The organism is Acidimicrobiales bacterium, assembly GCA_035547835.1.
Taxonomy (GTDB): Bacteria; Actinomycetota; Acidimicrobiia; order Acidimicrobiales; family Iamiaceae; genus DASZTW01.
Genome location: DASZTW010000021.1, coordinates 1 through 21,538 on the forward strand (window position 1 = coordinate 1; position 21,538 = coordinate 21,538).

21 protein-coding genes are annotated in these 21,538 nt (G+C 70.1%); 12 read left to right on the forward strand and 9 right to left on the reverse strand.

Annotation, left to right across the window (positions count from 1 at the left end; genetic code table 11):
• Positions 1 to 19: 19 nt before the first annotated feature.
• Entirely contained in the window at positions 20 to 1,141 is a 1,122-nt protein-coding gene (locus VHA73_16775; GenBank protein HVX19679.1) for a right-handed parallel beta-helix repeat-containing protein, read from the reverse strand.
• Positions 1,142 to 1,414: 273 nt separating this feature from the next.
• On the opposite strand from VHA73_16775, the gene VHA73_16780 reads away from it, so the two are divergent.
• From VHA73_16780 to VHA73_16790, 3 genes are read left to right on the forward strand one after another with little or no spacing between them, the layout of a single operon-like run.
• Entirely contained in the window at positions 1,415 to 2,182 is a 768-nt protein-coding gene (locus VHA73_16780) for a decaprenylphospho-beta-D-erythro-pentofuranosid-2-ulose 2-reductase (GenBank protein HVX19680.1), read from the forward strand.
• A 1-nt stretch (position 2,183) separates the two neighbouring features.
• Complete coding sequence (locus VHA73_16785) at positions 2,184 to 3,107, forward strand: decaprenyl-phosphate phosphoribosyltransferase (protein ID HVX19681.1); 924 nt, start codon at positions 2,184 to 2,186, stop codon at positions 3,105 to 3,107.
• A 1-nt stretch (position 3,108) separates the two neighbouring features.
• Complete coding sequence (locus VHA73_16790) at positions 3,109 to 4,479, forward strand: FAD-binding oxidoreductase (GenBank protein HVX19682.1); 1,371 nt, start codon at positions 3,109 to 3,111, stop codon at positions 4,477 to 4,479.
• A 9-nt stretch (positions 4,480 to 4,488) separates the two neighbouring features.
• Here the strand turns inward: VHA73_16790 and mscL are convergent, their stop codons facing one another.
• Positions 4,489 to 4,905 (reverse strand): large conductance mechanosensitive channel protein MscL, encoded by a 417-nt coding sequence (mscL, locus tag VHA73_16795; protein HVX19683.1) that lies wholly within the window; start codon positions 4,903 to 4,905, stop codon positions 4,489 to 4,491.
• A 150-nt stretch (positions 4,906 to 5,055) separates the two neighbouring features.
• On the opposite strand from mscL, the gene VHA73_16800 reads away from it, so the two are divergent.
• Positions 5,056 to 5,988 (forward strand): TIGR01777 family oxidoreductase, encoded by a 933-nt coding sequence (locus VHA73_16800; protein HVX19684.1) that lies wholly within the window; start codon positions 5,056 to 5,058, stop codon positions 5,986 to 5,988.
• Between the two features lie 48 nt (positions 5,989 to 6,036).
• Here the strand turns inward: VHA73_16800 and VHA73_16805 are convergent, their stop codons facing one another.
• From VHA73_16805 to VHA73_16815, 3 genes are all read right to left on the reverse strand, one after another.
• Positions 6,037 to 6,813 (reverse strand): SDR family NAD(P)-dependent oxidoreductase, encoded by a 777-nt coding sequence (locus tag VHA73_16805; protein ID HVX19685.1) that lies wholly within the window; start codon positions 6,811 to 6,813, stop codon positions 6,037 to 6,039.
• Positions 6,814 to 6,909: 96 nt separating this feature from the next.
• The gene (locus tag VHA73_16810; GenBank protein HVX19686.1) at positions 6,910 to 7,575 is read right to left on the reverse strand and encodes an HAD family hydrolase; all 666 of its coding nucleotides are present in this window, start codon (positions 7,573 to 7,575) and stop codon (positions 6,910 to 6,912) included.
• Positions 7,572 to 8,132 (reverse strand): ribonuclease H, encoded by a 561-nt coding sequence (locus tag VHA73_16815; GenBank protein ID HVX19687.1) that lies wholly within the window; start codon positions 8,130 to 8,132, stop codon positions 7,572 to 7,574. Before VHA73_16815 ends, VHA73_16810 begins: the two co-directional genes overlap by 4 nt.
• A gap of 122 nt (positions 8,133 to 8,254) precedes the next feature.
• On the opposite strand from VHA73_16815, the gene aceE reads away from it, so the two are divergent.
• The 4 genes from aceE to VHA73_16835 all read left to right on the forward strand — a co-directional run bounded on the left by aceE (position 8,255) and on the right by VHA73_16835 (position 15,408).
• On the forward strand, positions 8,255 to 10,969 hold the full coding sequence (aceE, locus tag VHA73_16820) for a pyruvate dehydrogenase (acetyl-transferring), homodimeric type (GenBank protein ID HVX19688.1): 2,715 nt from the start codon (positions 8,255 to 8,257) through the stop codon (positions 10,967 to 10,969).
• A 187-nt stretch (positions 10,970 to 11,156) separates the two neighbouring features.
• A complete protein-coding gene (locus VHA73_16825) occupies positions 11,157 to 11,738 on the forward strand; it encodes an HhH-GPD-type base excision DNA repair protein (GenBank protein ID HVX19689.1) in 582 nt (193 codons plus the stop codon).
• Positions 11,739 to 12,106: 368 nt separating this feature from the next.
• Positions 12,107 to 12,247: a hypothetical protein gene (locus VHA73_16830; GenBank protein HVX19690.1), complete on the forward strand. Its 141-nt coding sequence runs from the start codon at positions 12,107 to 12,109 to the stop codon at positions 12,245 to 12,247.
• Positions 12,248 to 12,306: 59 nt separating this feature from the next.
• On the forward strand, positions 12,307 to 15,408 hold the full coding sequence (locus VHA73_16835) for an AAA family ATPase (protein HVX19691.1): 3,102 nt from the start codon (positions 12,307 to 12,309) through the stop codon (positions 15,406 to 15,408).
• Between the two features lie 12 nt (positions 15,409 to 15,420).
• Here the strand turns inward: VHA73_16835 and VHA73_16840 are convergent, their stop codons facing one another.
• Together VHA73_16840 and VHA73_16845 are read right to left on the reverse strand one after the other, a co-directional pair.
• On the reverse strand, positions 15,421 to 16,197 hold the full coding sequence (locus VHA73_16840) for an alpha/beta hydrolase (GenBank protein HVX19692.1): 777 nt from the start codon (positions 16,195 to 16,197) through the stop codon (positions 15,421 to 15,423).
• Between the two features lie 50 nt (positions 16,198 to 16,247).
• Positions 16,248 to 16,493 (reverse strand): hypothetical protein, encoded by a 246-nt coding sequence (locus tag VHA73_16845; protein ID HVX19693.1) that lies wholly within the window; start codon positions 16,491 to 16,493, stop codon positions 16,248 to 16,250.
• 118 nt (positions 16,494 to 16,611) lie between these two features.
• On the opposite strand from VHA73_16845, the gene VHA73_16850 reads away from it, so the two are divergent.
• Complete coding sequence (locus VHA73_16850) at positions 16,612 to 17,850, forward strand: cytochrome P450 (protein HVX19694.1); 1,239 nt, start codon at positions 16,612 to 16,614, stop codon at positions 17,848 to 17,850.
• A gap of 63 nt (positions 17,851 to 17,913) precedes the next feature.
• Complete coding sequence (locus VHA73_16855) at positions 17,914 to 18,813, forward strand: alpha/beta hydrolase (protein HVX19695.1); 900 nt, start codon at positions 17,914 to 17,916, stop codon at positions 18,811 to 18,813.
• Positions 18,814 to 18,815: 2 nt separating this feature from the next.
• Here the strand turns inward: VHA73_16855 and VHA73_16860 are convergent, their stop codons facing one another.
• Complete coding sequence (locus tag VHA73_16860) at positions 18,816 to 19,247, reverse strand: hypothetical protein (GenBank protein HVX19696.1); 432 nt, start codon at positions 19,245 to 19,247, stop codon at positions 18,816 to 18,818.
• A 260-nt stretch (positions 19,248 to 19,507) separates the two neighbouring features.
• A complete protein-coding gene (locus tag VHA73_16865) occupies positions 19,508 to 20,620 on the reverse strand; it encodes an acyl-CoA dehydrogenase family protein (GenBank protein ID HVX19697.1) in 1,113 nt (370 codons plus the stop codon).
• Between the two features lie 130 nt (positions 20,621 to 20,750).
• Between VHA73_16865 and VHA73_16870 the strand changes: the two genes are divergently transcribed.
• Together VHA73_16870 and VHA73_16875 are read left to right on the forward strand one after the other, a co-directional pair.
• Entirely contained in the window at positions 20,751 to 21,050 is a 300-nt protein-coding gene (locus VHA73_16870; GenBank protein ID HVX19698.1) for a type II toxin-antitoxin system prevent-host-death family antitoxin, read from the forward strand.
• Positions 21,047 to 21,526, forward strand: coding sequence for a PIN domain-containing protein (locus VHA73_16875; GenBank protein ID HVX19699.1), 480 nt, complete (start codon positions 21,047 to 21,049; stop codon positions 21,524 to 21,526). Before VHA73_16870 ends, VHA73_16875 begins: the two co-directional genes overlap by 4 nt.
• Positions 21,527 to 21,538: the final 12 nt, after the last annotated feature.

The window sequence follows — 21,538 nt, forward strand, 5'->3', positions numbered from 1 at the left end:
CCCCCCCCCCCCGACCCGCTCAGTACGACGGGGTGGAGCCGCGCTGCTGCGAGACGTTCGTGAACGTGTTCGAACCGATCAGGGTGACCTGACCTGCCGTGAAGATGCCGTACTCGTTGTCGTGGATCTTGTTGCCCGACACCACGATCGACAGCGGGCTGGCGTCGCCGAGGTAGATGCCGGTCGTCTCCGGGTCCATGAAGTCCTGGCGCAAGTTGTTGGTGCCGATCGAGTTGCCGCTCAGCACGTTGCCCGAGAAGTTCATGCCCGGCGCGTGCCCGTGCAGCGCGATCCCGGCGTGGCCGTTGCCGTCGAACGTGTTGCCGGCGACCGTGTTCCCGTACACGCCACCGGCACCGCCGGCCAGGATGATCCCGCTGCCGGACGACCCCTCGGGCGCCGACGGGGTGCCGAGACCGTTGTTGTCCGCGGTGTTGCCCACGACGATGTTCGAGAAGATCCCGGCTCCGCTGTGGTCGGCGAGGACGATCCCGCAACCGCCGGGGTTGTTGCTGGCCACGTTGGACTGGATGACGTTGTGCGAGCTCGGCGCGCCGAGGTCGTCGGACACGTTGATCCCGATGCCGTTCCACTCCGAGTCGTTGTTCACGACCGTGTTGTACGAGCTGCTCTGGATGTCGATGCCGGCGCCGCCGTTGTCGACCAAGTGGTTGCCCACGATCGTGACGTGGTCCGCGACCTGGAAGCCTTGCTCGGTGAACCCGGCGGTGACGATGCCGTCACCCGGAGTCTCCTCCGACGCCGTTGCGTGCTCGATCGTGAGACCGAGCACTTTGCTGTACGAGGCGGCGACGCCCACCCCGTACGGCGCACCGTCGGCATCGATGACCGCGCCGGGAAGGCCCTGCAACGTGAGCTGGCGGTCGATCGTGACGCCGCCCGGGAACGTACCGGGGCACACGATCACCGTCCCTCCCGCAGACGTGGCCTCGACGGCCGCCTGGATCGACGCGTACTTGGCCGTCGCGCACGAGTTGCCCGAGTGCGCCTCTGACGCGTTGGGCGCCACGAAGTTCCTCGAGCTCGCCGCGACGGCCGGGGCCGCGGCCGCCACCCCCACTCCGACGAGCCCACCCATCAGCGCGAAGACCGCGCACCACCGTCCGATTGCGTGCCGCATGCCCGCCCCTTTCCACACCTCTGATCGCCCTGACCCCAGCCGGTCGCACCGACCGTACCCTCGAGAGCGAGGGCCGCGCACGCCGCCAGTACACTCAGCGACCTTGAGCACTCGCCGTCTGATCGTCGCCGCAATGGTGTGCGGCCTGGCCATCTTGGTGGCCTTCACCGTCCAAGTGCTGAGCGCGTCGCGCTAGTGGTGTGACCACCGAGCGAGCACCGGGCCGACTCGACATCGCGCGATACTGCCCCGGTTCCCCGACTGGAGCGCTTGATGCGTGACGCCCTCGGCAACGTGCAGTCCATCTTGATCCTCGGCGGAGGATCGGAGATCGCACAGGCCACCGTCCGCAAACTCGTGGCCGGACGCTGCCGCACGGTCGTGCTCGCAGCCCGTCAACCCGAGCAGCTCGGCGCGGTGGCTGATGACCTCCGCGCCGCTGGAGCGACCACGGTCGAAACCGTTGCCTTCGACGCGCTCGACCCGTCGTCGCACGCCACGGTCATCGACGCGGTCTGGGCCGCGCACGGCGACCTCGACGCGGTGATGATCGCGTTCGGGGTGCTCGGCGACCAAGCGACGTTCGAGGAGGACCCCGTGGCCGCGGCCGCGGCGATCAGCACCAACTTCACCGGCGCGGTGTCGGCGGGCCTGATCGTGGCACGCCACTTGCGCGACCAGGGCCACGGCAAGCTGATCGTGTTGTCGTCGGTCGCCGGCGAGCGGGTGCGCAAGACCAACTTCGTGTACGGGTCATCGAAGGCCGGACTCGACGGGTTCGCCCATGGCCTCGGCGACGCGCTCAGCGGTTCGGGGGCATCGGTGCTGGTGGTCCGGCCGGGCTTCGTCCACACCAAGATGACCGCGGGAATGGAACCTGCACCACTGTCGACCACCCCCGACGCGGTGGCCGACGCGATCATCGACGGGCTGAAGACCGGCCGCACCACCATCTGGGTGCCGTCGACCCTCCGATGGGTGTTCGCCGCTTTCCGCCACCTGCCACGCCCGCTGTGGCGGGTCGTCTCGGGCAAGGCTTGAGATGGTCGACCCCTCGCCCGCCCCGTCGCCGGAGCATCGGCGGCGGCCACTCCCTCTCGCGCTGCTCGTAGAGGCCCGACCCAAGCAGTGGATCAAGAACGTGCTGGTGTTCGCGGCCCCCGGCGCCGCCGGCGTCCTCACCCACGGCGCCGCGTTCGCCAAGACGATGATCGCGTTCGCAGCGTTCTGCCTGGCCGCGTCCGGCACGTACTACTTGAACGACGCAGGCGACGTGGAGGCCGATCGGCGCCACCCGCGCAAGCGGTTCCGCCCCATCGCGGCCGGCGACATCCCCCTCGGGCTCGCCCGCGGGCTCGGCATCGGGCTGCTGGTGGCCGGCGTTGGCGTGTCGTTCGCGGCCACTTGGCAGCTCGCTCTGGTGGTGACGCTCTACGTCGTCCAGACCACCTGCTACACGATCTGGCTCAAGCACCTCGTGATGTGGGACGTCGTGGCCGTCGCGTCGGGGTTCGCGTTCCGCGCCGTTGCAGGGGCCTCCGCCACGGGCATCGAGATCTCGGACTGGTTCTTCATCGTGGCCATCTTCGGGTCGCTGTTCATGGTGGCGTGCAAGCGCGAGGCCGAAGTCAAACGGATGGGCGAGGGTGCCAGCCAGACCCGCGCGAACCTGGCGGCGTACACCGGCACGTACCTGACCCACCTGCGCACGGTCACGTCGGCGGTGGTGCTGGTCGGCTACTGCCTCTGGGGCTTCGAGAAGGCGAACTTGAACACCGACCTGCACGTCCCGTGGTTCCAACTGTCGATCATCCCGTTCGGCTTGGCCATCTTCCGCTACGCGCTGCTGGCCGACGAGGGGCGGGGCGGCGAGCCCGAGGAAGTCGTGCTCAACGACCGCGTCTTGCAGGTGCTCGGATTGGTCTGGATCGCGGCGTTCGCCGGCGGCATCTACAAGCTGTGGTGACGTGAGCGGCCCGGACACCGGCACCCGCCGGCTGCTCAGCGGCTGGGGGCGGACGTCGCCGTCGGCAGCCGACGTCACCGACGCCACCACCGTCGACGATCTCGAGCGCGCCTTCGACGACCCGCCGGCGCGCGGCGTGCTGGCCCGGGGCCTCGGCCGTTCCTACGGCGACTCGGCGCAGAACGCGGGCGGCCGGGTCATCGACACGACGCAGGTGAGCGGGCTGCTCGAGCTCGACCGCGACCGCGGCCGAGTCCGGGCGCTGGCCGGTACCAGTCTCGACGACCTCATGCGCTGGCTGGTGCCCGAGGGCTGGTTCCTCCCCGTCTCGCCGGGCACGCGCTACGTCACGGTCGGCGGCGCCATCGCCAACGACATCCACGGCAAGAACCATCACGTGCGCGGCTCGTGGGGCAACCACGTGCGGAGCCTCCGCCTGCACACGCCCGCGCAGGGCCTTCGTGACGTCGGACCGGACCGCGACCCCGAGGTCTACTGGGCGACCACGGGAGGCCTCGGCCTCACCGGGGTGATCCTCGACGCCACCTTCGACCTGCACCCGATCGAGACGAGCCGGCTGCTGGTCGACACGGTCCGAGCCGACGACCTCGACGAGGTCATGGACCTCATGGAGCGCGGCGACGCCGACTACGAGTACTCGGTGGCCTGGATCGACCTCACCGCCACCGGTTCGGGGCTGGGCCGCTCCGTGCTCGACCGTGCGCGCTTCGCCCGCCGCGACGAGCTGCCTCCGCGGCTGCGCGCCCGGCCCCTCGACTACGACGCCCACCCAATCGTCGCGGCGCCCGCTCTGGCGCCTCCCGGCCTGCTCAACCCGATCACGATCCGGGCGTTCAACGAGCTCTGGTACCACAAGGCGCCCAAGCGGCGCGAGGGGCACTTGCGGCGCATCGCCCAGTTCTTCCATCCCCTCGACATGGTGCGCGGATGGAACACCGTCTACGGGCCGCACGGCTTCCTGCAGTGGCAGTTCGTGGTGCCGACCGGTGAGGAAGCTGCGCTGCGGCGCATCATCGAGCAACTCGTCGGCGCCGGCTACGGCTCCGGGGTGACGGTGCTCAAGCGCTTCGGGGCGGCCAACCCCGGACCGCTCTCGTTCCCGATCGCCGGGTGGACCCTCACGGTGGACTTCACCGCGACGGCTCCCGGCCTCGCCACCCTGCTCGACCGCCTCGACGACCAGGTCGCCGAGGCGGGCGGCAGGGTGTACTTCGCGAAGGACAGCCGCCTCCGCCCGGAGCTGGTGCGGGTGATGTACCCGCGGCTCGCCGAGTGGCAGGCCGTTCGAGCGTGCGTGGATCCCGTCCGGGTCCTCCAGTCCGACCTCGGCCGCCGGCTCGGGATCAGCTGAACGAGGTCGTCAGGCCTGTCCACCGCGCTGCTGCAGCAGGTCGCGGATGTCGGTGAGCAGCTCGGTGTCGGTCGGCCCGGCTTCTTCCTCTTCGCTCTTGGAGAACTTCTCGTACATCTTGACGATGAAGAACACCGCCAGGGCGATGATCAAGAAGTTGATGAACTGCGTGATGAACGCACCGATGTGGATCATGTGCTTGTAGGCCATGCCGCCGGTGGTCTTGTCGACCGTGCCGAGCGCCTTGCCCCAGTGGATCGCGATGGCATCGAAGCTGGGCTTACCGACGATGGCGGCGATGATGTCCATCACCACGAAGTTCACGAACGCCGCCACCACCGCGGCGAAGACGGTGCCCATGATGAAGGCGACGGCCAGTTGGACGAGGTTGCCCTTGTTGATGAAGTCCTTGAAATCTTGGAGCACGTGGTTCTCCTCGGAGCTGAGGGCGGGGTGGGCTGTTGACGGGCCCCGGGCGGATCCCGTGGAACGATGGGCGGTATGGCCCATCCGGGCCTTTGCCTAGCACGTACCTGCGTGCCAATGACGGACTCTCATCGTCCTCCGGGGGTTCCCATGGATGTCGCCATCACCGGTTCACACGGCCTGATCGGCCAGGAGCTCGTCCGCTCCCTGCGTAGCGACGGGCACACGATCCGTCGCATCGTCCGCTCCCACGGCGCGCGAACGAACGCCGAGGCAGACGGCGCCACCGTCGCCTACGACCCCGCGGCAGGGGTGATCGACCACCGCGCGCTCGACGGGGTCGATGCCGTCGTGAACCTCGCTGGCGAGCCGATCGCCAAACGGGCGTTCACGGCCAAGCACCGTCGCACCATCGTCGACAGCCGTGTAGGGATCACCACTGCGCTGACCGCCGCCATCGGGCAACTCGACCACACGCCGCGCGTGTTGGTGTCCGGCTCGGCGATCGGGATCTACGGCGCGCACCGCGGCGACGAAGTGCTCACCGAGGCCAGCGCGCTCGGCGGCGACTTCCTCGCGGAGCTGTGCCTGGCGTGGGAGTCCGCAGCCCGCCCCGCAGAGGCGGCCGGTGTGCGGGTCGCGCTGGCCCGCACCAGCGTCGTGCTCGCGGCGCGCGGCGGGGCGCTCGGCGCACAGCTCCCGCTGTTCAAGGTCGGCCTCGGTGGGCCGGCAGGCGACGGCCGGCAGTGGCTCGGGTGGATCAGCCTCGACGACCAAGTCGCCGCGCTACGGCACCTGATCGACCGCGAGATCGAAGGGCCGGTCAACTTGGCGGCACCCAATCCGGTGACCAACGCCGAGTTCGCGACCACCCTCGGCCGCGTGCTGCACCGACCCGCCAGAGTGCGCGTACCGGCCCGGCTGCTGACCAAGGGACCGAAGCCGATCGCCGAGCTGGTCGACAACTTGCTGCTCGCCAGCCAGCGAGTGACCCCGGGCGTGCTGAGCGCGGACGGGTTCGCCTTCGCAGACCCCGACCTCGAGCCCACGCTGCGCCGGCTCCTCGGGCGCGCAACAGCGTGACGGACGCTCACCGCGGCGAGCGTCCGTCACGCCGGTGGTGCGCTCAGATCACTTCGGGCCGAGGCGGGCGCCGCCGTCGATCCGGATCGTCTCGGCGTTCATGTAGTCGTTGGTGATCAGCTCGACCGCGAGGGTCGCGAACTCCTCGGGCTTGCCGAGGCGCTTGGGGAACTGCACGTCCTTGGAGAGGTTGGCCTTGAAGGCTTCGGACGCCTCACCCGAGCCGTAGATCGGCGTGTCGATCAGGCCCGGAGCGATCGTGTTGACGCGCACGCCGATCGCGCGCAGGTCGCGGGCGATCGGCAGGGTCATGCCGACCACGCCACCCTTCGACGCCGAGTACGCGGCTTGGCCGATCTGGCCGTCGAAGGCGGCCAGCGAGGCGGTGTTGACGATGGCGCCGCGCGCCCCGTCCTCGTCAACGGGATCGGTCTGCGCCATGGCCGTGGCAGCGATGCGGATGCAGTTGAACGTGCCGACGAGGTTGATCTGGATGACCTTGTTGAACACCTCGAGGTCGTGCGCCGTCTCGTAGCCGCCCTTGCCGACGGTACGGGTGGCCCAGCCGATGCCGGCACAGTTGACGAGGGCCCGCACCGGGCCGAGCTCCTTCGCCTGCTCGGTGGCGGCGATGACCTGGTCGGTGTTGGTGACGTCGACGCTGGCGAACACGCCGCCGATGTCGCCGGCGACCTTGTTGCCCCTGTCGGCGTTCATGTCGGCGATGACGACCTTGGCGCCACGACTGGCGAGGAGGCGAGCCGTCGACTCACCGAGGCCCGAAGCGCCGCCGGTGACGATTGCAGAGATCCCGTTCAGTTCCATGGTTCACGACTCTATTGACTGATCGGTCAAGAAGGAAACCGGTGGGTGGCCCGGGCGACAACGGGTCGAGGGACGGGCCGGCCGGGCGACCCTCGCTCAGGCGAACACGGCCCGGCGGACGAGATCGAGCCCGCGCGGGCCGTCGCCGTGGTGCGGCGGCAACAACAGCACGGGCATGCCGAGCGCGACCGCGCCGCCGTCGGCCGCGGCGCTGTCGCCGACCATGAGCGCCCGGTCCGCGGCGACGCCGAGATCCGCCAGCGCCCGCTCGAACATCGACGGATGCGGCTTGGTCACCCCGAGTCGGTACGACAACACGTAGACACGGACGAACCGGTCGAGCCCGGCGGCCTCGAGCAGGGGGCGCAGGTCGAACGCCACGTCGCTGACCACGGCCATGCGCACGCCGGCCTCGTCGAGCGCCACGAGCGTCGGGCGGGCATCTGCGAAGGCCTGCCAACCGTCGGGCCCGGTGTCGCGCTCGTACAAGTGGCGCGCCAACCCGGGCGCGAGGTCGTCGAGGGGGCCGTACAGCTCGAGCCAGCAAGCCCGGTGGCGCGCTGCATCGAGGTCGCGACCCTTGGCGATCTCCTCAGGGGTGATGGCCCGTGCCCATGCCGCCGCGATGGCGGACCGCACGGCGGTCGGGTCGAGGCCGATCCCTTGCGCCGCCGCGAACTCGACGCACGCCTCCGCTCCCCCGGCCGTCGAGAACAGCGTGTGCCCGAAATCGAACAGGACGCCGTCGAAGCGACGCTTCACTGCCGCTCCGGGCTGCTCGTCCCGCTCGCACCGGCGCCCGATCGGCACGCCTGCACCGCCAACCCGTCGACGAAGTCGTTCAGCCGGTCACCCGCGTGGCCTTTGACCCAGTGGAAGGAGATCGCGCCCGGGCGCGACCGGTACAGGTCGATGAGCGGCTCCCACAGGTCGCGGTTGGCCACCGGCTTCTTCTGGGAGTTGCGCCAGCCACGTGCCAGCCACCCCTCCCACCACCGGTCCCGAAAGCAGTTCACGACGTACGTGGAGTCGCTCCACACGTCGACCGAACCACCGAAGGTCCGCAGCGCCTCGAGCACGGCGGTCACCTCCATGCGCTGGTTGGTGGTCTTCGGGTCGAAGCCGCTCGCCCAGCGCCCGCCCGGCACCGCCCACGCCCACCCGCCCGGGCCCGGGTTGCCGCTGCAGGCACCGTCGGTGAACACGACCGTCGCAGCCGCGGCGCCCCCCACCGCATCCGAGCCTGCCGGACCGGCGGTGGTGTCGGTGGCGAACAGCTCGCCTTGCGCCTCGTGGACGGGCCGGTCACGGTCGCTCATGGCCGACCAGCATGGCAGCGAGCCGGTCGCCCCGCCGCGGGGGGGTTACCACCGGGTAGCACGGCACACTGGACGGGAGGATCCGGCGACCACATTCCCCCGATCGTGCGAAGGAGTCTCCGATGATCATCGACGGGTTCGTGCACCAGTTGCCCGACATCGATCCTGACGAGACGAAGGAATGGCTCGACTCGCTCGATCTCGTGGTCGACGAGCGCGGTCAGACCCGCGCCCGGTTCTTGATCTCGAAGCTCCTCGAACGTGCCCGGCAGCTCCAGGTGGGCTACCCGGCGATGATCAGCACGCCGTACGTGAACACGATCCCGGCCGAGGAGCAGGCCTGGTTCCCCGGCGACGAGGACCTCGAGCGCCGCATCCGCGCGTACATCCGCTGGAACGCGGCGGCCATGGTGGTGCGCGCCAACCACGCGGCCGAAGGGATCGGCGGACACCTCGCCACCTACGCATCGTCGGCGTCGCTGTACGAGGTCGGCTTCAACCACTTCTTCCGGGGCAAGGCGAACGGCGAGCCCGGCGACCAGCTCTACATCCAAGGCCACGCGTCGCCCGGCATCTACGCGCGGGCCTTCCTCGAAGGGCGCCTCAGCGAAGCGCAGCTCGACCGCTTCCGCCGCGAGGTCGACCCCGGTGGCCTGTCGAGCTACCCCCACCCACGGCTGATGCCCGAGTTCTGGGAGTACCCCACCGTCTCGATGGGCCTCGGGCCGATCAACTCGATCTACCACGCCCGCTTCCTGAAGTACCTGCACCACCGTCGCATCGACGACACGTTGCAGTCGCGGGTGTGGTGCTTCGTCGGCGACGGCGAGACCGACGAGCCCGAGACGCTCGGCGCCTTGACGCTCGCCGCCCGCGAGAAGCTCGACAACCTCATCTGGGTCGTCAACTGCAACCTCCAGCGGCTCGACGGGCCGGTCCGTGGGAACGGCAAGGTCATCCAAGAGCTCGAAGCGGTGTTCCGCGGCGCCGGATGGAACGTCATCAAGGTCGTGTGGGGCTCGAAGTGGGACGAGCTGTTGGCACGCGACGTCGACGGGGTCCTGCTGCACAAGATGAACACCACGGTCGACGGCGAGTTCCAGAACTATGCCGTCGAGTCCGGCGCGTACATCCGTGAGCACTTCTTCGGCCCCGACCCGCGGTTGCGCAAGCTGGTCGAGCACTTGTCCGACGACGACCTGCGCTGGTTGCCGCGCGGCGGCCACGACTACCGGAAGCTGTACGCGGCGTACAAGGCCGCGACCGAGCAGACCGACGCACCAACCGTGATCTTGGCCAAGACGATCAAGGGATGGACGCTCGGCAGCGAGGTGGAGGCCCGCAACGCCACCCACCAGATCAAGAAGATGACCAACGAGCAGTTCCGGGTGCTGCGCGAGCGCCTGCACCTCGAAGACGCCGTGTCCGACGAGGATCTCGCCGACGGCAAGGAACCGCCGTACATCCAACTGCCCGACAGCCCCCACCGCGACTACCTGCTCGGCCGCCGCAAGGCGCTCGGCGGGCCGCTTCCGAGCCGCTCCGAGGCCGTCCGGCGCCCCCTCGAGCTGCCGGCACCGGCGGTGTACGACGAGTTCCTGGCCGGCTCCAAACAGTCGGTCAGCACCACCATGGCGTTCGCCCGGATGTTCCGCGGGCTGCTGCGCGACGAGCACTTCGGTGAGCGGGTGGTGCCGATCATTCCCGACGAAGCGCGCACGTTCGGGATGGACGCGCTCTTCAAGGAGTTCAAGATCTACGCGTCGCAGGGTCAGCAGTACGAGCCGGTCGACGCCAAGCTCCTGTTGAGCTACACGGAAGCGAGCGACGGGCAGCTGCTCGAAGAAGGCATCACCGAGGCCGGCGCCATGGCCAGCTTCACGGCGGCCGCGACCTGCTACGCCAACCGGGGCGTGCCGATGGTGCCGTTCTTCATCTTCTATTCGATGTTCGGCTTCCAACGGGTGGGCGACCTCATCTGGGCCGCGGCGGATGCACGGTCCAAAGGGTTCTTGCTGGCCGCGACGGCTGGCCGCACCACCCTCACGGGCGAAGGTCTGCAGCACGCCGACGGCCACTCGCTGTTGCTGGCGTCGTCGGTCCCGTCGTGTCAAGCCTACGACGCCGCGTTCGCGTACGAGCTCGCCATCATCGTGCGAGAAGGCCTGATTCGCATGTACGGCCCCGAACCGGAGTCGGTCTTCTACTACCTCACCCTGTACAACGAGAACTACCCCATGCCCGCCCTGCCGGGCGACGATGCCGAGGCGCGCGCGACGGTCGAGCGGGGCATCGTCGATGGTCTGTACCGCTTCGCACCGGTGCCCGACCTGCCCGCCGAGGCACCCAAGGCCACCGTCTTGTTCTCGGGCACGGCACACCGTGCGGCCCGTTGGGCCCGCGACGAGCTGGCCGAGCGCTACGGGGTGGGCATCGACCTGTGGTCCGCCACGTCGTACAAGCGCCTGCGCGAAGAGGCCATCGAGGTCGAGGAGTGGAACCGTCTCCACCCCGGCGACACGGCCCGAACCCCGCAGGTCACCAGCACCCTCGAAGCGGCGGCCGGGCCGATCGTGGCGGTGACGGACTTCGTGCGGGCCGTCCCCGACCAGGTGTCGCGGTGGAGCCCGAAGCCGTGGGTGTCGCTCGGCACCGACGGCTACGGCCGCTCCGACACCCGCGATGCGCTCCGGCGGTTCTTCGGCACCGACGGCGAACACGTGGTGGTCGCCGTTCTGTCGCAGCTCGCGTCGGCCGGCGAGATCAAGCCCGAGGTCGTCGCCGACGCAGTCGGCCTGTACGGCCTCGATGCCCCCCGCCACGACCCCACCCACTGAGAAGACCCCTCCGTGCTGTGAGCAGAAACCCACCTCGGAGGTGGCCAAGTGCTCACAGCACGATGGGCGGCGGGGGAAACCCTCCGTGCTGTGAGCAGAAACCCACCTCGGAGGTGGCGAAGTGCTCACAGCACGATGGGCGGCGGGGGGTGACTCGGGGGACCACGACCGACGTACGCTGACCTTCATGGCTGCACCCACGTTCCCGGTGACGGGCGATCCGGACGCCGACCAGCTGCTGGTCGACGACCCACTCGCCTTGTTGATCGGCATGCTGCTCGATCAGCAGATCCCGATGGAGCGAGCGTTCCACTCACCGTTCGAGTTGCGTGACCGCCTCGGCGGCAAGCTCGACGCCGCGGCCATCGCGGCGATGGACCCTGACGAGCTGATCGACACGTTCCGTCAGCAGCCCGCGCTCCACCGGTTCCCGGGCTCGATGGGGGGTCGAGTGCAGGCGTTGTGCCAGACGATCGTCGAGCGCCACAGCGGGAAGGCCACGCAGATCTGGGAGGGTGCCTCCGACGGCGCCGACCTGTTGGTTCGCCTCGAAGGGCTCCCGGGCTTCGGCAAGGAGAAGTCCCGCATCTTCGTGGCCGTGTTGGCCAAGCGCTTCGGCATCCGACCCAAGGGTTGGGAACAAGCAGCCGGGCCGTTCGCCGACTCGACCCCCCGCTCGGTGGCCGACATCGATTCACGGGCGTCGTTCGACCGGGTGCGCGCGTGGAAGAAGGAGCAGAAGGCCAAAGGCCGCAGCAAGTCCGACTGAGGCCCTCCCCCACGCCTGCCGGGCCGCCCAGTGCTGCGTCGCAGCGACCGCTCGGCACGAGGACGGGGATGCCGCGCCTCCCCCACGCCTGGCGGTGCCGCCCAGTGGTGCGTCTGGCAAATGGCGGGGCGGTCCTGGCGGCCCTCGGCACCGCTGGGCGGCGTCCCCCTCCTCACCGCAGCCACGGCTGCGCCTTCGTCGTGCGTCCTGGCCAGCGGCACCGAATGACTCGCCAGGACCACCTGCTCACCCACCAGACACACCACTAGGGTGCCCCCGGTCACCCCACCCCCAGATCTGAGGTCCCGCCTAAGGCATCTGCCCGATGTGGGACGAAGGGGATCTCCGTACCTTCAGAGGTGAAGCAAATGACCCTGGAGGCCACGATGACCATGACTCCCTACACCCATCTGGTCACCTTGCCGAGCGAGCTCGCTCGCAAGCGCGAAGCACACGCACCCATCCGGCGGGTCAACCGCCGCGCCAAGCGCGGCTCGACCCAGCGATGACCACAGCCGACGGAATAGTCCGTTGGCGCACCGCCTGAGCGGTGCAAGGATCGCGGGTGGTGGCCCGCTCCCTGTCCAGTTCCACATTTGTCGGCCGTGCCCAGGAGATCGAGGAGCTCACCTGCGCGTGGGAACGGGCGCTCGACGGCACGGCCGGGGTGGTGCTCGTCGGCGGCGATGCGGGCGTCGGCAAGAGCCGCCTCCTGGTTGAGCTCAGCCATGTCGTGACCGCGCAAGGCGCGCGGTGGCTGGTGGGTGCGTGCCCCAGCCAAGGGGGCGACACCCAGCCCTTCGCTCCGCTCGTGGGCGTGTTGCGCGGCGTGCTGCGCTCGACACCCGACGACGAGTTGGCGCCGTTGTTGGCGCCGGCCCGCAACGATCTGGCCCGGCTCCTGCCCGAGCTGGGCGAAGCCGGTTCCGACCTGATCGTGGTCGACACCCTCACCGCCAGCTCGGGACGCCTCTTCGAGTCGGCGTTCGGGCTGCTCGAGCGCCTGGCCACCGAACGGCCGCTCGCCATCGTCTTCGAGGACCTGCATTGGGCCGACTCGTCGACCCTCGACCTGCTCGCGTTCCTGGCGCGCAACCTCACCGACGAACGGATCCTGCTGCTCGGCACGTACCGGACCGACGAGTTGCACCGCCGTCACCCGCTGCGCCCGACGCTGGCAGAGCTGCAGCGCATCGGCGCCGTCGACCGCATCACGCTCGAGGGGTTCGACGCCGACGAAGTCCACGTGCTGCTGACCGACCTGCTCGGCCGCGAGGTCGAGCGCGACGTGGCCGAACGGGTGGCGCGCCGATCGGGCGGTCTGGCGTTCTTCGTCGAGGAGCTCGCCGCGGCCATCGACGACCTCGACCACGTCCCCCCGGGTCTCGAGGAGCTGCTGCGCACCCGCGTGGACCGACTTTCGCCTGACGTGCAAGAAGTGGTGCGCGCGGTCGCGGCCGAAGTCGGATCCGACCCGGTCAGCCACGGGCTGCTCGCCGCAGTCACGGGCTTGGAGCCCGCCGCACTCACGGCCGCGCTTCGCGAAGCCGTCTCCCAACAGGTCCTGCAGATCGTCGACGGGTCCTACGACTTTCGCCACGCGCTCGTGCGCGAGGTCGTGGTGGCCGACCTCTTGCCGGGCGAGCAGTCCGATCTCCACGCCGCCTATGCACTGGCGTGGAGCGACGAGCCCCACCAGTCGGACCCGGCCACCGCGGCCCGGGTGGCGGCGCATTGGCTCGCCGCGCACGACCACGAGCACGCGCTCCCCGCCCTGTACCGGGCGGGACGGGCGGCGGAGCACGCGTACGCCTACGCGGCCGCCGCGCAGCAGTACCAGCGCGTGCTCGACCACTGGGACCACGTGGCCGACCCGCTCGAGCAGATCAACGTCGACCGCTTGCAAGTGGCGATGTCGGCGACCCACAGCCTCAGCCTCGCCGGCGACTCGGCCCGCGCTGCCGCGCTCGCCACGGACGAGCTCGCCCGAGCGGGCCGCACCGACAGCTCGACCACTCGGCGCGAGCACCGCGCCCGACTCATCGCGGAGCTCGGCCGCGCGCTGCGCGGCTCTGGGAAGGGCGTGGAGTCGATCGAGGTGATGCGAGCCGCGCTGGCCGAGTTGCCCAACGACATGACCCGCGCTCGGTGCCTCCTCAAGAGCGAGCTCGCCACCAGCATGGTGCTGGCCATGCAGCTCGAAGACGCCGAGGCCGCGGTCGACGATGCCTTGGTCGAGGCTCGTGCGCTCGGCGACATCGCGATCACCGGGCGCTGCTTGAACGCGCAAGGGATCCTGCGCATCAAACTCGAGCGCGACGACGCCGTCGAACCACTCGAAGAAGCACTCGCGCTGGCGCAAGAGGCGGACGACGTCGACGGCATCTGCCGCGGCTTCATCAACCTCAGCGACACGTTGCGCCAACTCGGCGAGTTCCGGCGGTCGGTGGAGGTGGCGGAATCCGGAATCGAGTTCTCCCAGCGCGCCGGGCTCCGCAAGACCGCCGGCGCGTTCATGAACGGCAATAGGGCCGAGGCGCTGGTATCCCTCGGTCGCCTGCGGGAAGTGATCGCGTCGGCTGACGACCCCTCGAGCCGGCACAACGACGCGCACGGGGTCATCACCCAGACGTGGGCCCGGCTGCGCATGGGCCAGACCGACCGCATCGACGACCAGCTGCGCGCGGTCACGACGCCGCTCCAGGAGCTCACCGACATGCAGTACCGGCCGTCAGTCTGCCGCAACCGGGCCGAGCTGGCATGGCTGGAAGGTGACCCCGACGCGCTCGCGGCCGCGGTCGACGACGGCTGCGGGATCGAAACGACCTTGGGCTCAAACCACTATCGGGCCGAGCTCTGCGCGCTCGGCGTGCGAGGAGAAGCCGACCGGCTGCTCGATCCGCTGCGCCATCTCGACGAGGAGGCCCGCGAAGCGGCCACCGCGCGCGCCCGGGAGCTCGCCCGCGAGGCGCAGCAGCTCGGCCACCTGCGGGCGGCCTCGATGCCCGCACCGCTGTCGGCTGCGCTGGCGAGCGCCGAGCTGTCCCGCATCGATCTGCCAACCGATCCGACTGCGGCGTGGGTGGAAGCGGCCGGGCTCGCAGAGAAGTGGTCCGACCCGTACCACCAGGCCTACGCGGGCTGGCGGATGGCCGAGGCCCTGGTCGACCAGGCCGCTCCGCTCGACGCACCCACCCGAGACCGTGCCCGCATCGCCGCCCAGGGCGCGTACTCGCTGGCGGCGAGCATCGGCGCGCAACGGCTCACCGCGGAGCTCCGGTCGCTCTCGACGCGTGCCCGTCTCGGCCTGTTCGACGCCAACGGCACCACCTCCGCGAACGACCCTGCGTCAGCTGGCGGGTCGATGTCCGACGGGACGCACGAAGGCGGAGGCGGTGGCGTCGAGCCGAGACCCACCGGCGACGCCTCGCCGGCACCGGACCCATGGGTCGAGGGGTTGGGACTCACGCCCCGCGAGGCCGAAGTGCTCACCTTGTTGACCGAGGGTCGCACGAACCGCGAGATCGCGACCGAGCTGTACATCAGCGTGAAGACGGCAAGCGTTCACGTCAGCAACATCTTGTCGAAGCTCGGGGTTCGCAGCCGCACGCAGGCCGCCGCGGTGGCACACCGGGCCGGCGCGGGGCGCGACACCACCCGTCAGGGCTGAGCGCCCGACGGGTCAGGGGCGAGCCGCCGGCGCGCCCGCCGGGTCTTTTTGGCGCTCCAACCAGCCGATGAGAATCGCGATCGCACGAGGGTCGTGGCGGGTGGCGTGGCCGGCGCCGGCGAGGATCCGCAACTCGGCCGACCCATGCGCGTCGGACAGCACGCGAGCGTCGAAGTGTGGAACGGCTTCGTCGTCGGAGCCGTGGACCACGAGCAGCGGCCGGGGCGCCAAGTGTGCGACGTCCTCCACCGGCCGGATCTCGCGCAGCTCGCGCGCCCAGGCATCGAAGTTGAGCGGGAAGCGCTTGTCGTGGACGGCGCCCACGTCGCGGGCGTGCTGGACGAGGCGGCGCGGGTGGTTTGCCCAGTCGTCGAAGTCGGCCGGCGCCCCCAGCGCGGCCACACCGCTCACGTCGTCGCGGGCGGCGCCGGCGCAGATGCCGAGTGCGCCGCCGGTACCGAAGCCGGCCACCAACACCCTCGTGACCCCCGACTCGGCACGCAGGTAGTCGATGGCGGCATGGACGTCGGTGAGCCACCCGGCCATCGAGAAGTTCCCGCTCGACCCGTTGCAGCCCCGGAACCGGAACGCCAACGCCGGCAGTGCGATGTGTTCCGCGATGCGCGAAGCCAGTTCGGGATACGTCGCCCCGGAGCCCGAAGCCCGGACAGGACCCGAGGGATACCCGTGGCACACCACGACGCCGGGAAGGTCGACGCGAAGGGCCGACGGCATCGCCAGGTTGCCGGCCAAGTCGAACCCTTCGGAGGGGAAGCGCACCTCACTCATGGCCACCACGGGCCGTCAGCCTCCGCGCGGCCGGCGCGGCGAGGGCGTGGTCAGCTCCCCAATGCTTCGGCGAGCTCGGCGTCGGCCGCCGCGCGCGCCCCTGGGCATTGCTGGCAACGTCGATAGCAGCGATTGCCCGCCTCCGCGATGGTGTCCGGCCCGAACGAGGCGTACTGCTGCGAAGCGAGCAGCTCCTCGATCACTTCCGGCCGGTCGCACGAATCGACATCGTGCGCGATCTGGTTGCGCTTGTCACCGAGCCAGCGGTGCTCCTCGAAACGGATGGGCCGATCCATGGGGGTCACTGTAGATGCGCGCAGCGTGACCGACGACCACCGGCCCACACGGCCTCACGTCTTGGGCCGAGCGGCCCAGGGTGGCACGCTGGAACACACCACGACCCAGGGGGGCGTCATGGCCGATGCAGTGCTCGATCCGCGACCGACGGGTGAGATGTTCGATCCGACGGATGCCGCGTACCGCCGCGATCCGTATCCCACCTACCAGCGCCTGCTCGACGCCGGCCGGGTGCACCAGTCGCTGTTCGGCGGACCCGTCCTGGTGCGTCACGCCGACTGCCTCGCGGTCTTGCACCACCCGCAGGCGAGCTCCGACGAGACCAACTCCACCATGTACCGCCAAGGGGTGGAGTCCGGCCTGATCAGCCCCGACGAGGAGATGCTCGAGCGGCGGCCGTTCCTGTTCCGTGACCCACCTGATCACACCCGGCTGCGTCGCCTGGTGTCCAAAGCGTTCACCCCGCGTCGCATCGAGGCGCTCCGCCCCCGCTTGATCGAGATCGTCGATGAGCTCCTCGCGCCGATCGAACCGGGCGCCACCATCGACGTCATCGAGGACTTGGCGTATCCCCTGCCGGTCCAAGTGATCTGCGAGCTGCTCGGCGTCCCCGCGTCGGACCACCCCGTGTTCGCCGAGTGGTCGCGCTACCTCGCCCGCAGTCTCGACCCCGACTTCCTCCTCAGCCCCGACCAGGTCGACGCGCAGCGCGCCGCCATCGACAACTTCCACCAGTACTTCATCGACCTCATCGCGGTGCGTCGCAACGACCTGGGCGACGACTTGTTGTCGGCGCTGATCGCCGCCGAGGAGGACGGCGACCGGCTCAACGAGACCGAGCTGCACTCCACGCTCGTGCTGTTGCTGGTGGCGGGTCACGAGACCACGGTCAACCTCATCACCAACGGCGTGCATGCCTTGTTGCGCAATCCTGACCAGCGCGCGCTCGTTGCCGCCGACGACTCGCTCGTGCCATCGCTGGTCGAAGAAGTGCTGCGATGGGATCCGCCGGTGCAGATCGACGGCCGCACGATGATGGCCGACGTCGACATCGACGGCCTCCCGCTCGCCGCAGGCGAGACGGTCCTGATGTTGCTGGCGGCCGCCAACCGCGACCCCGAGGTCTTCGATGACCCGAGTCGCTTCGACGTGACCCGCACCGACAACCCGCACGTGTCGTTCGGTCACGGCATCCACCACTGCCTCGGTGCCGCGCTCGCCCGAGCCGAAGGCCAAGTCGCGCTCGGCGCGCTGATCCGCCGCTTCCCCGAGTGGGAGCTGGCCACCGACGAGGTCGAGTACAAGGAGAACCTCGTGCTGCGCGGGCTCGCGGCGCTGCCGGTTCGTTTCAGCTGATCGAGCGCCGGCTCGTGACCGCTGCGGCCGGGCGTGGCCGGGCGGCCGAGTAGACAGGCAGCCATGACGGGCGAGACGACACCGGCGGTACAGGAGTGGCGCGAGCGCGGCGACGTGCGCTCGCTGGGCGGGCACGACGTGTTCGTGGTCGACGTGCCGGGTGCGCCCGGCGCCGGCGGCCCTCCCCTGTTCGTGCTGCACGGCTTCCCCACTTGCTCGTTCGACTGGCGGTTGGTGGTCGACCGGTTCGCCGCCACGCGACGCGTGGTCCTGTTCGACTTCGTCGGTTTCGGCTTGTCCGCGAAGCCGGACCACCGCTATGGCATCCACGGCGCCGCGGACACCGCAACGGCGGTGGCGGCCGACCTGGGGCTGACCGAAGTCGCGTTGGTCACCCACGACATGGGCGACTCCGTCGGCGGCGAGCTGCTGGCCCGCGACACCGAAGGGCGGATCGGCTTCGACGTGACCGCCAGGGTCGTCACCAACGGCAGCATCTACCTCGAGTTGGCCACCTTGACCGACGGCCAGAACCTCCTGTTGTCGCTCGACGACGCGGCCCTGCCCGCCGGCACGCTCGACGGCCAGTCGTTCCAGCGCGGCGTCGCCAACACGTTCTCGCCCGCCACCACCGCCCCCGCCGACGAGCTCCCGAGCCAGTGGGACCTGATGCACCACCTCGACGGCGAACGGCTCATGCCCCGCACCATCCGCTACATCGAGGACCGCCGGGCGGAGGAATCCCGCTACACGGGTGCCATCGAGACCCACCCGTCGCCGCTCGGAGTGGTGTGGGGGGTCGACGACCCGGTGGCACGCGTGGCCATGGTCGATCGGCTCAGCGAGCGCCGGCCCGAGGCGAGAGTGACGCGACTCGACCACGTGGGCCACTATCCGATGGTCGAAGCGCCCGAAGCGTTCGCCACCGCCGTGCTCGACACACTCGCCGCCATCGAGGGCTGACGTCAGCCGCTTGCGTCGGCTCGCGCGCCGATGGCGCCGATCGCTCGCAAGTACTCCGTGCGGCAGGTCAACACCACGGCGAGGTCGTCGTCGCGCAGCGAACGTTCGTCCTCATCCGACGCGACCAGCACCCGTGCGAGCGCGGCATCCTCGTCGAGGTACTCCGGGCCCAGCTCGACCAGCTCAGCGTCGGTCGTGGCTTCCTCGAGGGTGTCCGCATCGGCGCGCAGCACCCAGCGGACATCGTCCTCGGTGAGCCGGCCGGCCACGTCGTCGGGCAGCCGCTCTGCGATGAACCCCACCGCTTCTTCCAGGTCGAACACCGCGGGCCGGGCCACGTGCGACAACCGGGCGGTCTCCCCGCCGACCACCACCAACCCGACCACCACCACCCCGACCACCGCCACGGCGATCAGCACCACCATCACCACCATGCCCACACCCTACGAACCCGGGCCCGTCCTACCCGCAGCGAGGCCCACCACCCGAGCACTGGCTTGCGATGACCCGCCGCGGCTCGCACGTTGGCAAGCTCCCTGTCGCGCCGCGGCGCTCGAGCCGGGCACCGGCTCCCGCGAGGGTGTGGCTCTGCCAGCCCCGAGCCCCAGCCGGCCGCAGGCTGGCTACCGGCGGCAGAGCCGCCGAACCGATGGGTGAAGCTCGAGGGGGGAAGGTTCCTTCCCCCCTCGAACGCTCACAGCCCGATTCGTTGGGCCAACAGCTCGCGGTGGTAGGTCGGGTCGCCGAAGAGCAGCTCCGACGACTTGGCCCGCTTGAAGTACAGGTGGGCCGGGTGCTCCCACGTGAAGCCGATGCCACCGTGGATCTGGATGTTCTCGGCGGCGCAGTGGAAGTAGGCCTCCGAGCAGTACGACTTGGCCAAGCTCGCCACTGACGGCAGCTCGTCGTTCAGCTCCGCCGCGCACCAGCCGGCGTAGTAGGCAGCCGACTTGGCCGACTCGACCTCGAGCAGCATGTCGGCGCACTTGTGCTTGATGGCCTGGAACGAACCGATGGGCCGACCGAACTGCACGCGCTCCTTGGCGTACTCCACCGACGAGTCGAGGCACTTCTGCGCGCCGCCGACCTGCTCGGCGGCGAGGGCGACCGCTGCCAGGTCGAGCACCTTGTACAGCACGTTCCACCCGTCACCGTCGGTGCCGATCAGCGTCGCGGGGGTGCCGGAGAACGTGAGCTTGGCCTGCTTGCGGGTCTGGTCCATGGTCGACAGCGGGGTGCGCTCGAGGCCCGAGGCGTCGCCGTCGACGGCGAACAAGCTGGTGCCGGCACCGGTCTTGGCGGCCACGATGATCTTGTCCGCGGTGTGGCCGTCGAGCACGAACATCTTCTCGCCGTCGATCGTCCAGCCGTCGCCGGACTGCTCGGCGGTGGCGGTGATGCCTTCCTCGTCCCAGCGACCGTTGGCCTCGGTGAAGGCCACGGTGGCGATGGTCTCACCCGACGCGATGCCCGGCAGGATCGCCTTCTTGGCGGCGTCGTCACCCGAGTGCAGCAACACGTTCGTGGCGAACACGGTGGAGAAGTACGGCGCGCACAGCAGCGCACGACCCATCTCCTCGAGCACGACGATGAGCTCGATGAACGTGAAGCCAGAGCCGCCGTACTCCTCGGGCACGATCAGGCCCTGCAGGCCGAGTTGCTCAGCCATCTGCTTCCACACGTCGGGGTCGTAGCCCTCGGTCGTGTCCATGAGGCGGCGGACCTCGGTCTCGGGCGACTTGGTGTCGAGGAACTGACGCACGATGCGCCGCAGCTCTTCTTGCTCCTCGCTGAAGGCGAAGTTCACGGGTGCTCTCCCTGGGTGCGGATGTGGATCCCGGACGAGATCCCGAACGGCGCCAAGTGTGCCGCACGCCGATCGAACCGTCACATCCAGATGTGTACACCGGTGCTACAGGAAGCGCTACGGTGGTGACATGGACCGGCCGCAGCGCGACGGGCGCGACCGCATCGGGGTCCGCGACTTGCGCAACCAGACGGCCGCGGCGATCCGCCGCGCCGGCGCGGGCGAACGGATCGTGGTCACCGTCGACGGCCGCCCGGTGGCCCAACTCGGGCCGCTCGGCCCGCACGACGGACCGGCCACGCTGACCGACCTGGCGGCAAGGGGGCTCGCCATCGCGCCGCGCCGCGCCGATCGACCCGAGCCCGACGACACCGTCGACCTGCTCACCGGTGCCCGCCTCGACCGGCTGACCGCCACGTTGCGCGGGTGACGGTCTTCGTCGACACCACCGCGCTGCTCGGCCGCTGGGTGGGTGGCCCGTGGCGCGCCACGGTCGTCGCCGCCATGGCCGGCGACCCGGACTGGGCTGCGTCGGCACTGGCGCTCACCGAGGCGCTGGCGGTGGCGGACCGCCTCGACGACCCCGCCAGCGCCCGCCAGCTTCGCCGCCTGTTGCGCGACGACTGGGATCGCTACTGGATCGTGCCGGTCGACCAGCATGCGCTCGACCGCGCCGGCGACCTGGCCTGCGACCACCCGCTGCGCACCGTCGACGCGCTCCACTTGGCGGCGGCCGCTCGGCTCCCCGCGCCGCTGACGTACCTGACGTTCGAGCCCAACCAGATCCCGGTGGCGCTGGCGCTGGGGTTCGACGTGGTGTCCACGCTCGCCGGCGACGCCGGCACGGACCCTGCCCGTCGCACGGCCACGGGTCGCCATCCCGACGCGATGGCGTGGGAGTCGTGAAGCGCGACGCCG